A 14,766-nucleotide genomic window follows, 5' to 3' on the forward strand; every position below is an offset into this window, starting at 1 on the left:
CCATTTTTTGTTTAAAACAAGCTTTCTAAATCAATTTTTTTAAATTTTAAAGAAAAACTGAACAATATTGTGTAATTATACATGTAGCTACGCTATTTTTTCATATTTACTTTACACAATCCTTTCTTTTATAATTATTATAAGTGTCAAATCTACTCTGGTAAAGATTAATTATTTATAATAGTATATAATATATAGACAAAATACTAGAAGGTAGATATAGGTGATATAAATATGTTTAAATTAAACTTTGATATACAAAGACATTTTTTAGAAAATGGTCTTGAAGTTCTTACAATTAAGAAGGATACAAAAATTGCTGCAATAAATGTAGGAGTAAAAGTTGGTTCCTTATATGAAGATATAAATGAAAAGGGAATAGCCCATTTTATTGAACATATGCTTTTTAAAGGAACAATAAATAGAGAATATGAAGAATTAAATGATGAGTTGGAGTTTCTTGGAGGTGAGTATAATGCTTATACAGATTATGCTGCTACAGTATATACAATAAGCTGTTTAGAAGAAGAAATTCCAAATGCTTTAAATATTTTAGGAGATATGTTTATTAATTCTTCCTTTAATAATAAAGAAATAGAGAAAGAAAGAGGAGTTATTTTATCAGAAATAAGAAGCAGTAAAGATGATATAGAGGATTTTAGTTTTCGAAGAGTAAATGAATGTGCTTTTGCAAAAAGTCCTCTTAAATATGATGTAGCAGGATTAGAAGAAAATATTATAAAATACAAAAGGGAAGATTTAGTCAAATTTTATAAAAAGTACTATATTCCAAATAATACAGTTATTGCTATGGTTTCTTCTTATAATCATGAAGAGGCATTGAAAGAAATAAAAAAATATTTTTTTAATTGGAAGAAGAAAGATTTAGCTGTAAAAGATATAATAAAAGAAAAAAATATTGAAAAAATATTTACAACTACAAAAACTAATATAGAGCAAAATACTATTGTTTATCTATATACTTTTAATGATTTAAAGAAAGAATTAGAATTGCCTCTTAAAATTTTGAATCACAGATTAGGAGAAAGTTCAAATTCTCTTTTATTTAGAGAGCTTAGAGAAAAAAGGGGACTAGCCTATGATATATATACAAGTTTAAATATGACAAATAGTGTTAAAACTTTATATATATATACTGCTGTTTCTAAAAAGGATCTTGAAGCCGCAATTAAAGTAATTGATAAGACTATTTTATCAGTTAAAAAAGGAAGTTTAGAATTTGGTGAAAGAGATTTAACTCTTATGAAAAAGATTCATAGAACTGCCGTATTATCAACTTTAGAAGATCCTTCGGAACTTTGTAATTATATGCTTCATCAAGCTTTAGATAAGGAGGATTTATTTGAATTTGAAAAAGATATGGAGAAGCTTGATAAGTTGGATACTAATAAGATTAGAGAGGCCGCTAATATAGTTTTAAATAACCCTACAATTCATATATTAAAATCTTAAACTCAATTTTTAAAGGCTGGTGAAATAGCTTGAATATTATTACTAATATTGAAGAACAAAAGAAAAATAAAGACAGAGTGAACATTTATATAGATTATGAATATGCTTTTTCTTTGAGTAGAGAAGTATTAATTAAGGAAGGAATTAAACTTAACGAAAAGGTAGATGTAGATAAAATTAAAAAAGCAGCTAAGGAAGATGATTATTTAAAATGTAAAAGTACAGCTTTAAAAATTATTGAGAAAGCTTATAAAACAGAAAAGGAAATTATGGAAAAATTATTAAAAAAAGATTTTGATTTGGAAACAGTTAATAGAACTATTAGCTTTCTAAAAGAATATAATTTTTTAGATGATAAAAATTATGCTAAAATGTATATAAATGACAAATCGAAAACCCAAGGTAAAAATAAAATTAAGCATGATTTATTAAGAAAGGGTTTGAGTAATAATATAATAGAAGAGATAATATCAAAACTTGATAGTGCTAAAGAAGAAGAGATAGCATATAATTTAGCTAATAAAAAATATAATCTTTTAGTGAAGAGAGAAAAGGATAAATATAAATTGTCTCAAAAGTTATATAGGTTTTTAGTAACAAAAGGATATAGTTATGATATTGCTGTAAAAGTTACTAAAAAGCTGCTAAATCAGGATGATTTCTATTAATAAAAAGGAGAGGCCTAAATGCAGGAATATGTTTCTTACTTTCTTTGTGGAGTAATTATATTATTTTCAATAATATCAAGCGTAAAGTCTTCTTTAGAAGAAAAAAGCATTAGAGATTCATTAAACAAGTTATATTATTATTTTTCAATATTCTTAGCCTTTTTTATATTAATACTAAATTTAGAGAAAATATATTTATTTGCTTTACAAAGTTTAAGTGCATATGTTAGTACAAATGGATTGAATAATATATTATTTAAAGTAGTAATACTTGGTATAATATTTATATTTATTCAAAATATTATATATTTTGCTTTAAAAGTTATTAATAACATTATTTTTACTCCTTATGAAAATAAAAGGGCTAGAAAATTTGGAATAATAATTTTTTCGAGTTTTTTTGGTTTCCTAAAAGGACTAGTAATTATTTTGATGATGTTTATAACTGTAAGTACCTATAATATTACATTAGGTTCAAATAATAAAATTGAGATTTTTAATAATATTAATGGCTACAATTCTTTAGAAAATATTATTTTAGTAAATAAGCCTGTATTGTCTTATGATGATTTTAAGGAATATCTTCCCAAAAACCCTAATGTAATAGTTTATTATAATGGGGTGACTTTAGAAGAAGGAGTAAAATCTAGTGATCAAATAGATTTAAAAGCTGAGGAAATAATAAAGGGAGCTGAAAATGATAGGGAGAAAGCCAGAAGAATTTATGCATGGATTGGTTCAAATATATCCTATGATTTTGATAAAGCAAAGAAGGTTCTTAGTGAAGAAGGAGTAAGCAATAGTGGAGCAATAGAAGCTTTTAATACAAGAAGGGGAATATGTTTTGACTATGCTTGTTTATTTACCGCCATGGCTAGAGCAACAAATTTAAGGAGTAGAATAATTACAGGAGAAGCATATGATGGCGTGAATTTTGGGCCTCATGCATGGAATCAGGTTTATCTTGAAGATGAAGGAGTTTGGATAAATATTGACTCAACCTTTTATATGGCTGGGGACTATTTTGATAATTCAGACTTTAATAAAGACCATTTAAATGGGGAAATTGCAGGAGAGTTTTAGGTAGTTTGTTGTTTTTAGTTAATGATGATTTACGGATGGCTGAAATCTGCAATAATTCTAAATTAAAGACTTTACATTCCAAACTAAAAAAAGATTGCTTTGCAATCTTTTTTTATTGTGCTTTTTTGTTCTTTTTTGCAATTATTTCAATTGCTTTTTTACAATCTTCGTCTGTATTGTCTAATGCCCAAGCTACATTAAAGTTAATTAAAGCCTTTTTTATTTCATTTTTCATAGCATAACAATAAGCCAAATTAAAGAAATACTTGCTCTCCTTTTGCATACTTATAGCCTTTTTAAAATAAGGTATAGCTCTATCATATTCTTTTAACTTAATATAACAAACTCCTAAATTATAGTTAGCACAAGTAGTACTTTCACCATTTTCAATAGCTCTTTTATAGGAAGCGATAGCTTTTTCATATTCTTTATTATTATAAAAATTGTTACCTTCAATAAAGTTGTTCATAGAAACCTCCTAATAATGTAAAGCTGGCATTATAATTCTTAACCTTGGAGTTAGATTATATTCAAAGAAGATTGTTATATAATTCGACAATGTTTGCAAAATATCTTTATTTTTTAAGTTTTTTTTAATATAATATTGATATGTTTTGTTTTTTGAGTATATAAATTAGGAGAGAGAATATGTGTAATAATAGTCCCTATATATTGGTTTTAGGAGCATCAATAGTAGATATTATTGGCTTTAGCAAAAAGCCTTATCATGGTAGAGATTCAATACCTGGTAGTATAAAGATATCTTTAGGTGGAGTTTGTAGAAATATCGCAGAAAATTTAGCAAGAGTAAATGTAAAAACTGAGTTTATCTCAATTTTAGGTGGAGATAGTAATGGAAAGCAAATTTTAGAAAATTCCAAGGAAATAGGTTATAGTATGGAGCATTCATTAATCTTAAAAGATGAATGTACACCAACTTATATGGCTATTTTAAATGAAAATGGAGAAATGGAATCAGCTATTGTTGATATGGAAAGTTTAAATAAGATGGAAACTTCCTTTATTGATTCAAAAGCAGAGATTATTAAAAATGCTGAATATGTAATAGTGGATTCTGATAATCCTAAATTATTAGAGTATTTATTGATAAATTTTAGTGTCAAAACAAAATTTATTTTGGATCCGGTTTCAGCAACTAAGGCTGAAAAAATTAAACATTTAATTAAGTATTTTCATACAATAAAACCCAATAGGATAGAAACAGAAGCTTTATGTGGGTTTAAAATTGAAAGTTACGAAGATTTAAAAAAAGCAGCAGATTTCTTCTTATCTTTAGGAGTAAAAAATGTATTTATAAGTTTGGATTCTGAAGGAATTTATTATAAGACAAGCACTGAGGAAGGCAAAATTGGAACAGATGAGGTAAATGTGAAAAATGTTACTGGAGCTGGTGATGCTTTTGTGGCAGGTGTAGGCTACGGTTACATAAATAATTTATCTATTCAAGATACAGTCAAACATGCCATAGCAATGTCAATAATAACTATAACAAATGAAAATACTATTAATCCAAATATGTGCGAAGAGTACGTTAAAGAAGTTATAAAGAAAATAAATTGGATAGAGTAATAATTTTGTCAGGCAATATTGACAATAAAAATATTATATATTAATATTAGAAATAATTAAATATTTGAGCGATGATAAAGAGGAGTAGGGAATAGGAAGTATCAAAGAGAGGAAGGCTATAAGCTGAAAGCCTTCTATACGGAATATCCTGAAGGTAGCTTTGGAGCATCTTTACTGAAATTTTAGTAAGTAAAGACGGTTATCCTAACCGTTAAATATATAAGAGCCTATTAATTTTTTAGTAGGAAAAAAGGTGGTACCGCGAGTCTTCGTCCTTTTGTGATGAAGGCTTTTTTTATTTTCAAAAGATAGATTTTAAGGAGGAAAAAAATGTCGGATAAGAAAAATATTGCAACAACTTACGATCCTAAATCCTTTGAAGAAAGAATTTATAAGGAATGGGAAGAGAAAAAGTATTTTACACCGAAAATAGATAAAAATAAAAAGCCATTTTCAATAGTGATGCCTCCGCCAAATATTACAGGAAAGCTTCACTTAGGTCATGCTCTTGATAATACCCTTCAAGACATGCTTATAAGATTTAAGAGAATGCAAGGATATTCTACTTTATGGCTTCCTGGTGAAGATCACGCATCTATAGCAACTGAAGTTAAAGTAGAAAATGAATTATTAAAGCAAGGCCTTGTAAAGAAAGAAATGGGAAGGGAAGCTTTCCTTGAAAAAGTATGGGAGTGGGCTGATGAATATAGAGGAACTATAAGGAATCAGCTTAAAAAAATGGGTGTTTCTTGTGATTTTACAAGGGAAGCATTTACCATGGATGAAAATTTAAATAAAGCAGTTAGAACAGTTTTTGTTAAGTTATATAATGATGGATTAATTTATCAAGGAGATAGAATTACCAATTGGTGTCCAAAATGTTCAACAGCATTATCTGATGCAGAAATTGAATATGAAGAACAAGAAGGATTTTTCTGGCATATAAACTATCCATTAGCTGATGGAACTGGCTATTTAGAAATTGCTACTACAAGACCAGAAACTCTACTTGGAGATACAGCTGTAGCTGTAAATCCAGAGGATGAAAGATATAAGGGTTTAATAGGAAAAACTCTTAAGCTTCCATTAACAGATAGGGAAATTCCAATAGTTGCTGATGATTATGTTGATATAGAATTTGGTACAGGAGCTGTTAAGATAACACCTGCTCATGATCCGAATGACTTCCAAGTAGGATTAAGACATAATCTTCCTCGAATAAGAGTTATGGACGATCATGGGGTAATCAATGAACTTGGAGGAAAATATCAAGGCTTAGATAGATATGAAGCAAGAAAGCAAATAGTAAAAGATCTTGAAGAATTAGGCTTATTGGTTAAGGTTAAAGCTCATACTCATAATGTTGGAACTCATGATAGATGTAATACAGTAATTGAGCCAATAATATCAAAGCAATGGTATGTAAAAATGGAATCTTTAGCAAAACCAGCTATAGAAGCTGTTAGAACTAATAAGACTAAGTTTGTTCCAGAAAGATTTGATAAGATTTATTATAATTGGATGGAAAATATACAAGACTGGTGCATTTCAAGACAATTATGGTGGGGACATAGAATTCCAGTTTGGTACTGCTTAGATTGTAATGAAGTAATAGTTAGAACTGAAGCACCAGATGTATGTCCGAAGTGTGGATCATCTCATTTAAAGCAAGATGAAGATGTATTAGATACATGGTTCTCATCTGCATTATGGCCATTTTCAACATTAGGATGGCCAAATAAAACTGAAGACTTAGAATACTTCTATCCAACAAATGTATTAGTTACAGGTTATGATATTATATTCTTCTGGGTAGCAAGAATGATATTCCAAGGTCTTTACTGTATGGGAGAAACACCTTTTGATACTGTATTAATTCATGGAATTATAAGAGATGCTCAAGGAAGAAAAATGAGTAAATCTTTAGGTAATGGTGTTGATCCTCTTGAAGTAATAGAAGAATATGGTGCAGATGCTTTAAGATTTATGTTAGTTACAGGAAACTCACCAGGAAGTGATATTAGATATATTCCAGAAAGGGTTGAAGCTGCAAGAAACTTTGCAAATAAGATTTGGAATGCATCAAGATATGTTATGATGAATCTTGATGAAGAACTAATGAATAAATATAAGGACTGCATGGATTATAGTTTAGCAGATAAGTGGATATTATCTAGGGTAAACTCTTTAGTAAAAGAAGTAACTGAAAATATGGAAAAATATGAACTTGGTATTGCTCTTCAAAAAGTTTATGATTTTATGTGGACAGAATTCTGTGACTGGTATATAGAATTATCTAAGGGAACTTTATATAGTGATGATGAAAAGGCTAAGGGAATGGTTTATAATGTTCTTTATAAAGTACTAACAATAGGGCTAAAGCTTCTTCATCCAGCAATGCCTTTTATAACAGAAGAAATATACACTACTTTAACTAAGGGTGAAACAATAGTTATATCAGAATGGCCGGAATATAAAGAAGCATTTAATAATCCTAAAGCTGAAAGGGATATGGGTTTTATTATTGAAGCTATAAAAGGTCTTAGAAATGTAAGAGCTGAAATGAATGTTCCACCATCAAGAAAAGCTAAGGTTATTGCTTATATTAATGATGAAGCAAGAGATGCTTTCAATTATGGAGTACATTATATTGAAAAATTAGGATACGCTTCAGAAGTAGAATTTATTCAAGATAAAGCTAATGTTCCAGAAAATGCTGTATCACTTGTAATTAAAGCTGGAGAATTATTTATGTCGCTTCTTGATTTAGTTGATAGGGAAAAGGAACTTGAAAGATTAAATAAAGAAAAGAAAAAGCTAGAAGGAGAAGTTGAAAGAATAGATAAAAAATTATCAAATCAAGGTTTCTTAGCAAAGGCACCTGAAGCAGTAATAAATTCTGAAAAAGAAAAGAGAGCAAAATATAAAGAAATGCTTGATGCAGTTTTAGTTAGAATTGAAAGTTTAAAATAACTGTATTCAGTTAATAGATTTTAAACTAGGAATAATTAAGAATAGCTGAATTATGAAATAAAAATATCAGTCTCACAATGAAATTGTGAGACTGATATTTTTATTTATCCCCTAAACTCCAAACTCCACACTGTTTTATCTGTAGAATTCTTGGGTTGCATAGTAAGTGTTTCCTACCTTGTAAACACCAACTCCTATGCTGCTAAAGTTAGTTGATAATATGTTAGCCCTATGGCCTGATGAATTCATCCAGTTGTCCATAAATTTTGTTGCTAATTGAGTATTGCCTGACATTCCTGAAATATATGCTATATTTTCTCCCCATGATCTATAAGTTACCCCGTCAGCCTGCATTTGTGCTGTTATTAATTTACCTTCTGGGTTTCTATGATCAAAGTACCTTCTATCACCCATATCTTGTGATTTTAATCTTGCATAGTATTCCATTGTATCATTGTATTGTAATGATGGAAGTCCTGCTGCAGCTCTTTCCTTGTTAACTCTAGCAAAGATAGCTTGTTCGATTTCTGCTATAAATTTATCAGAAGCTTCCTTTTGAGTAGTGTCTCCAGGATTATTATTTTCATTACCTGTTGTTGTTTCTTCAGGAGCTGCTGGTGTTTCTTCTTTAGCATTATCTTCTTTCTTTTCTTCTTCCTTTACAGGAGCTTCATTGCTTGTCTCATTATTGTCCTTTGAAGTATTATCTTCTTTATTTGAATCTTCCTTAGAAGTGTTGCCGCTGTTGTTTTCAGTAATATTTTCATCTGTCGGCTTATTTTCATCTTCAACAACTATTGGTGTATTTTCATTTCCTGTATTGCAAATTTGTTGAATAATTTTTATCTGATCTGCTATTTTTATATTGTTAAGGCTGGAAGGTAAAGTTCCTGATCCAATACCTGTTGATAAACATCCTGATAATAAAAGTGACATTAATTTTAATTTAATCATGTGTTAATTCCTCCTCAGAATTTTTTTATTCATCTGATGAAGTTATAATAACATAGATAGGGGGATTACCCAATATGAGATGACTAGTAATTGAAGCATATAGTAGAAGTAATAACAAAAATAGTAACTAACAACTTTTATTGCCTAGGTAGGTTGTTATGTTTTTTTCTTTAAAAAAAAAGATGTTCTAAAAACATCTTTTTAAACTTTAATAGAATTAATAATTTACATTGATATATTTGACAAAGTATTTTTCCGTTATTGATAGAATTTGTTTGATTAATACATTGATAATATGACTTTAGCAATATTGCTCTCACTATTATTTTTTATTACTTCTTCTGCTATTTTTATTGCATCACAAGTTTTTATATATGGGATAGGAAGAGTAGAAAAGATTAAGTACCATTCTTTATAATGTATATTATTATCTAATTCAACAGCTTTTTTTATATGATAAAAGGATAAGCATTCATATTCTAAAGGGGTTAAAATTATAAATAAAAAGTAGGAGATTAAATAGTGACAGTAAGCTAATTCCTTAATCATTTTTCTTCTTCATAATAATGAAGCTTATTAATTAAGAAAAAATAGAATTTATTTTTTATAAAATAATCATAGTTTTTTAAAGACAATAGTTTTCCTTCATCAATATCAAAGAGTTCGCATTCATATAAATTAAGTTTTAATGCATCTATTAAATCTTTCATGTTTCCCTCCAATTATATATTATCTATTTTTAAATTATAATTCTTATTATGTAAAAAAGAAATAAGCTGTTTAAATTAAATAGAATTAATGCAATATAGAATAATTTAACATATAATTGATTATGTAAAAATTCTTAAAATAGTATTTTTAATAAAGAAAGAAGTGATAATATGAAAGCTTGGATAATATATAGTGGAACTTTGGATATAAAGAAGATAGAAGATTTAGTTGATTCCTTTGTTATTGAAGGAAAAAAATTAGATATAGAAATTGAAAAAATAAAAAATACTGAATTAATACCAGTATATAATAATGAAGGAAAACCTGAGTTAATATTTTTAAAAAAAGTTAATAAACCAGAATTTATTATATTTTGGGACAAAGATATTTTTTTAGCAAAGCATTTAGAAAATATGGGCTATAGATTATTTAATTCAAGTAGTGCAATAGATTATTGTGATGATAAATGCCTTATGCATTTAATATTAAGTAATAGAAATATAAGTATGCCTAAAACTGTTATTTCTCCAATGATTTTTAATTCTGATAATATTAATGAAGATTACTTAATTAAAGTTTTTAATACATTTAATAATAAAGTAGTTATAAAGGAAGCAAAGGGATCTTTTGGAATGCAGGTTTATTTGATTGAAAGTAAAGAAGCTTTTGTTAATAAGATAAAAGAACTTAATAAAAGAAATGTAAGATTTATAATTCAGGAAAAGATAGAGACAAGTTTTGGCAAGGATATAAGAGTAAATATAATTGGAAATAAAGTAATTGGAGCAATGCTTAGAAAAAGTAAGGGAGATTTTAGGGCAAATATTACTCAAGGGGGAGAAGGGGAGATAATAAATTTAACTCAAGAACAGGAAGAGTTAGCTTTAATGGCCCATAAGGCGCTGGGGCTTGATTTTTCAGGAGTAGATTTGCTCTTTGGAGAAGATGATAAACCTTTATTATGTGAGGTAAATTCTAATTTGAATTTTTTGAGTTTTGAAAGGTTATGGGGAAAAAGCTTCGGTAGAGAAATTTTAAAATATATAATAGGTGAATTAAATGATTAAAGGAATTTTAATTTATGATAAATTAGATTTAGAAAGAAATAAGGCTTATATTCAGTGGATGATTAAAGAAGCTAAAAATTTTGATTTAAATATTGAATTAGTTGTATTAAATCATTTAAATTATGATTATATAAAAGAAAAATATTTGTTTGCAATAAATCGTTCTAGAAACTATGAAGTAAGTGAAAAGTTAGAAAGTTTAAATATTAGGGTATTTAATAAGAGCAAATTTTGCATCTTAGGAAATGATAAAATAAAGGCTTATAATTTTATAGATAACTTAAAAATTACTTATCCAAGGGTATATAAAGAAAAAAGAGATATTGATTATGATAAGAAAATTATTGTAAAGCCAAAGAATGGTCATGGTGGTAATAATATAAAATTTTTAAGCAAAGATGATGAAATCTTATTTAAAGAAAATGTTTATCAGGAATATATTGAAGATTATTTAGGCGATATTAGGTTTTACATAATAAATAATAAAATAATAAATTCTGTTATAAGAATACCGAAAGAGAATAATTTTCTTTCTAATTTTTCAAAGGGTGGAGAAGTAAGAAAATATATTTATTCAAAAAAAGATAAAGAAATTATAGATAAAATTTTAAAAGAGATTGAAATTGATTATGGTGGAATTGATTTTCTTCTTGTAAAAAATGGAGAAATATTATTTAATGAATTTGAAGATGCTGTCGGCAGCAGAATGCTAAGCTTTCTTGGAATAAATAATACTATGGAGATATTTTTAAAGCATATATGTAAGGAATTAAAAAAAGGAGTTAGTAAAGATGAAAGATAAGGATACATTGGAATATATTAAGAAGCTTAGAGAATTTGGAGTAAATTATGGATTGGAGAGAACAGAAAGATTATTAGAGCTTTTAGGTAAGCCCCATAAAAAAATTAAATTTATTCATATAGCTGGAACTAATGGAAAGGGTTCTACTTCAGTTATTATAGGAAATATTCTTATGGAGCATGGTTATAAAGTTGGATTTTTTAATTCTCCATATCTAGAAAGTATGGAAGAAAGCATAAGAATAAATAATGTTAACATAAAAGAAGAAGATTTAGTTAGTTTTTTTAAGGAAATTAGACCTTTTGTAAAGAAAGTTGTGGAAGAGGGTTATGGGCATCCAACAGAATTTGAAGTCTTAACCTGTATTATGTTTTTATATTTGTATAGACAAAAAGTAGATTTTGGAATAATTGAAGTTGGATTAGGTGGAAGAATGGATTCAACAAATGTTATAAAACCAATAATCTCAGTAATAACTTCAATTAGTATGGATCATATAAATATTTTAGGAAATTCAATAAAAGAAATTGCTTATCAAAAAGCTGGGATAATTAAAAAAAATATAAATATAGTTTCAGCTCCTCAAAATGAAGAAGTAATTGAAGTAATTAAAACTCAAGCTCATAAATTAAATTCAAAATTAGAACTTATTTCTATAAAAGACGGTAAATTTATAGAATTGTTAAATCAAGAAAAATTATTCCAAAGATGTTTGATTAGCGGAAAAAATAAAAATTATGATTTAATGCTTCCTCTTCTAGGAGAACATCAAATTGTAAATTTAACTTTAGGAATAAGAGTAATAGAAGTGTTAGAAGATTTAGGATATATAAAAATTGAAGAAAATAAATTGTTTGAAGGGGTAAAAAATGTATCTTGGAATGGGCGCTTAGAGATAATAGATGAAGATCCAAAATTTATAATAGATGCAGCTCATAATGTAGAAGGAATGAAATACTTAAGAAAAAATATTGAAAAATATTTTTTATATAATAATATTTATTTTATTCTTGGTATATTAAAAGATAAAGAGGTTGAAAAAATGGTAGAAATAATTTCTGATCTTCCTAAGGAGATATATCTAGTAACACCTAATTCTAATAGAGCCTTAAATTCTGAAGAGCTAAAAAAGATAGTGAAAAAATATAATAAGACTTGTATTTCCTTCGATAATTATGATGAAGCTATAAATTATGCAAAAGATAAAGCAGAAAAAAATGATTTAATTATTTCAGCAGGTTCAATTTATATGATTGGAGAAATAAGAAAACTAATAAAAAAGTAGAAAAATTATAAGATTATAGGTAAAATGTAATTGTATAGATAAAACAGAATATTTAGAATTAATGCATAAGAAAATTTTATTATTCTATGATAATACATAGTTTAATAAAATTAATTAAGAGGAGGTTAAAATATGGCAAAACATTTACACATTATGGCTAAGGAAGGTTCCATTGCGGAAACAGTATTGCTGCCTGGAGATCCCCTAAGAGCAAAATTTATAGCAGAAACTTATTTAGAAAATCCTGTATGTTACAATGAAGTAAGAGGTATGTATGGATTTACTGGAACATATAAGGGAAAGAGGGTTTCTGTTCAAGGAACTGGAATGGGATTACCTTCACATTCAATATATGTAAATGAATTAATTCAATTTTATGGCGCAAAAAGATTAATAAGAATAGGTTCTGCAGGATCTATAAATGATGATGTTAATGTAAGAGATATTGTTTTAGCGCAAAGTGCTTCTACAAATTCAGGAATAAATAAAAGAAGGTTTAATAATCTTGATTATGCTCCAACTGCTAATTTTGAACTTTTATTAGAGGCTTATAATAAATGTAAGGAAAAAGGTGTTAATGTAAAAGTTGGTAATGTATTATCTTCAGATTTATTCTATGATGATACAGGAATGGGAGTAAAAATATGGGCTGATTATGGCTGTTTAGCATTAGAAATGGAAACAGCAGAATTGTATACTCTTGCAGCAAAATACAAAGTGGAAGCGCTATCAATTCTGACAATTTCTGATCATGTGTTTAAAGGAATAGAAACTAGTCCTGAAGAAAGACAAAAAAGTTTTACAGATATGATGGAAGTGGCTTTAGAATTAATTAAATAATTGTATATGAATCTATTAGAGTACATCGTTATTCTAATAGATTTTTTTATTATATTATTAATAATAATATATAATTTTGTAATAATATTATTATACAGAATTATTAGTATGAAAATAAAAAATAAAAATAAGTAAAAAACTATTAACAAAATTGCTAAAATGGTATATGATAGAAATATAATTAACATATCGGAATAGTAGGAAATAGGAGGAAAAAATATGAAAATTGCAAAAAGTTTATTTGAATTAATAGGAAATACTCCATTATTGGAAGTACAAAATTATAGTAAAGAAAAGGGTGTTGCAGGAAATCTAATAGTAAAACTTGAGTATTTTAATCCAGGTGGAAGTGTTAAAGATAGAATCGCTCTTGCTATGATAGAAGATGCTGAAAAGAAAGGATTAATAAATAAAGATACAGTAATAATTGAACCAACTAGCGGAAATACAGGTATTGGCTTAGCATGGGTTGGTGCATCAAAGGGATATAAAGTAATTTTAACTATGCCTGATACAATGAGTTTAGAAAGAAGAAATCTTTTAAAGGCATTGGGTGCTGAATTGGTTTTAACACCGGGAGCAAAAGGAATGAAGGGAGCAATAGAAAAAGCAATAGAATTAAAAGAACAATATGGAAATGCTATAATACCTCAACAATTTGAAAACTCATCTAATCCAGAGGTTCATAGAAAGACTACTGCAGAAGAAATCATTAGAGATACTGATGGAAAGGTAGATATTTTTGTTGCTGGAGTAGGCACAGGCGGAACTATAACAGGAGTAGGTGAAGTATTAAAATCTAGAATTCCTAATGTAAAGATAGTTGCAGTAGAACCTGCTGATTCACCTGTTATTTCAACAGGAAAAGCCGGCCCTCATAAGATTCAAGGAATAGGTGCTGGATTTATTCCTAAAAATTTAAATGTAGAAATTTTAGATGAAATTATAACTGTAAAAAATGAAGAAGCTTTTCAAGCCTCAAAGGATTTAGCGAGAACTGAAGGTTTATTAGTAGGTATATCTGCTGGAGCTGCAATTCATGCTGCAACAATCCTTGCAAAAAGAGAAGAAAATAAAGATAAGAATATAGTTGTTGTTTTACCAGACACAGGAGAAAGATATTTATCAACTGACTTATTTAAATAAATTTTATGAAAGTCATTGCTATTTTAAGCGATGACTTTTATCATATAATTATAGACACTAGTGTTTAATTAATGGATTTTAAATCCTATTGACAAAAATATTATGTAATAAGCTTCTATTTTACCCAGCAATATATAAATGAAAATAGCCAGTAATCTTGCTTTAATATAATTA

General features: G+C 27.4%; 14 protein-coding genes and 1 other annotated feature. Of the genes, 10 read left to right on the forward strand and 4 right to left on the reverse strand.

Features of this window, described 5'->3' with window-relative positions; translation table 11 throughout:
• The first annotated feature begins 234 nt into the window (after window positions 1-234).
• Genes KQI16_RS00780 through KQI16_RS00790 form a run of 3 tightly spaced genes read left to right on the forward strand, consistent with a single transcriptional unit; the run spans window position 235 to window position 3,224 of the window.
• A complete protein-coding gene (locus KQI16_RS00780; RefSeq protein WP_216431532.1) occupies window positions 235-1,473 on the forward strand; it encodes a M16 family metallopeptidase in 1,239 nt (412 codons plus the stop codon).
• Window positions 1,474-1,502: 29 nt separating this feature from the next.
• The gene (gene recX / locus KQI16_RS00785) at window positions 1,503-2,141 is read left to right on the forward strand and encodes a recombination regulator RecX (RefSeq protein ID WP_216431533.1); all 639 of its coding nucleotides are present in this window, start codon (window positions 1,503-1,505) and stop codon (window positions 2,139-2,141) included.
• Between the two features lie 18 nt (window positions 2,142-2,159).
• A complete protein-coding gene (locus tag KQI16_RS00790; protein WP_216431534.1) occupies window positions 2,160-3,224 on the forward strand; it encodes a transglutaminase-like domain-containing protein in 1,065 nt (354 codons plus the stop codon).
• Window positions 3,225-3,336: 112 nt separating this feature from the next.
• Here KQI16_RS00790 and KQI16_RS00795 read toward each other — a convergent pair whose 3' ends face one another.
• Complete coding sequence (locus KQI16_RS00795; protein ID WP_216431535.1) at window positions 3,337-3,693, reverse strand: tetratricopeptide repeat protein; 357 nt, start codon at window positions 3,691-3,693, stop codon at window positions 3,337-3,339.
• 179 nt (window positions 3,694-3,872) lie between these two features.
• On the opposite strand from KQI16_RS00795, the gene KQI16_RS00800 reads away from it, so the two are divergent.
• Complete coding sequence (locus KQI16_RS00800; RefSeq protein ID WP_216431536.1) at window positions 3,873-4,814, forward strand: carbohydrate kinase family protein; 942 nt, start codon at window positions 3,873-3,875, stop codon at window positions 4,812-4,814.
• Between the two features lie 62 nt (window positions 4,815-4,876).
• Window positions 4,877-5,094: a binding site (T-box leader), on the forward strand.
• A gap of 50 nt (window positions 5,095-5,144) precedes the next feature.
• Window positions 5,145-7,787: a valine--tRNA ligase gene (locus tag KQI16_RS00805; protein ID WP_216431537.1), complete on the forward strand. Its 2,643-nt coding sequence runs from the start codon at window positions 5,145-5,147 to the stop codon at window positions 7,785-7,787.
• Window positions 7,788-7,922: 135 nt separating this feature from the next.
• Here KQI16_RS00805 and KQI16_RS00810 read toward each other — a convergent pair whose 3' ends face one another.
• The 3 genes from KQI16_RS00810 to KQI16_RS12815 all read right to left on the reverse strand — a co-directional run bounded on the left by KQI16_RS00810 (window position 7,923) and on the right by KQI16_RS12815 (window position 9,451).
• Window positions 7,923-8,741, reverse strand: coding sequence for a CAP domain-containing protein (locus KQI16_RS00810; protein WP_216431538.1), 819 nt, complete (start codon window positions 8,739-8,741; stop codon window positions 7,923-7,925).
• Window positions 8,742-9,020: 279 nt separating this feature from the next.
• Window positions 9,021-9,290 (reverse strand): hypothetical protein, encoded by a 270-nt coding sequence (locus tag KQI16_RS12810; RefSeq protein WP_286172820.1) that lies wholly within the window; start codon window positions 9,288-9,290, stop codon window positions 9,021-9,023.
• Complete coding sequence (locus KQI16_RS12815) at window positions 9,287-9,451, reverse strand: hypothetical protein (RefSeq protein ID WP_286172821.1); 165 nt, start codon at window positions 9,449-9,451, stop codon at window positions 9,287-9,289. Before KQI16_RS12815 ends, KQI16_RS12810 begins: the two co-directional genes overlap by 4 nt.
• A 171-nt stretch (window positions 9,452-9,622) precedes the next feature.
• On the opposite strand from KQI16_RS12815, the gene KQI16_RS00820 reads away from it, so the two are divergent.
• The 5 genes from KQI16_RS00820 (at window position 9,623) to cysK (ending at window position 14,592) form a co-directional block, all read left to right on the forward strand.
• Complete coding sequence (locus tag KQI16_RS00820; protein ID WP_216431539.1) at window positions 9,623-10,519, forward strand: ATP-grasp domain-containing protein; 897 nt, start codon at window positions 9,623-9,625, stop codon at window positions 10,517-10,519.
• Window positions 10,512-11,321 (forward strand): ATP-grasp domain-containing protein, encoded by an 810-nt coding sequence (locus KQI16_RS00825; RefSeq protein ID WP_216431540.1) that lies wholly within the window; start codon window positions 10,512-10,514, stop codon window positions 11,319-11,321. Before KQI16_RS00820 ends, KQI16_RS00825 begins: the two co-directional genes overlap by 8 nt.
• On the forward strand, window positions 11,311-12,606 hold the full coding sequence (locus KQI16_RS00830; RefSeq protein ID WP_216431541.1) for a bifunctional folylpolyglutamate synthase/dihydrofolate synthase: 1,296 nt from the start codon (window positions 11,311-11,313) through the stop codon (window positions 12,604-12,606). Before KQI16_RS00825 ends, KQI16_RS00830 begins: the two co-directional genes overlap by 11 nt.
• Before the next feature lie 132 nt (window positions 12,607-12,738).
• Window positions 12,739-13,446, forward strand: coding sequence for a purine-nucleoside phosphorylase (gene deoD, locus KQI16_RS00835; protein ID WP_216431542.1), 708 nt, complete (start codon window positions 12,739-12,741; stop codon window positions 13,444-13,446).
• A 219-nt stretch (window positions 13,447-13,665) separates the two neighbouring features.
• Window positions 13,666-14,592: a cysteine synthase A gene (gene cysK / locus KQI16_RS00840; RefSeq protein ID WP_216431543.1), complete on the forward strand. Its 927-nt coding sequence runs from the start codon at window positions 13,666-13,668 to the stop codon at window positions 14,590-14,592.
• Window positions 14,593-14,766 lie beyond the last annotated feature (174 nt).

The organism is Caproiciproducens sp. MSJ-32 (genome assembly GCF_018918055.1).
Lineage (GTDB): Bacteria > Bacillota > Clostridia > Clostridiales > Clostridiaceae > Clostridium.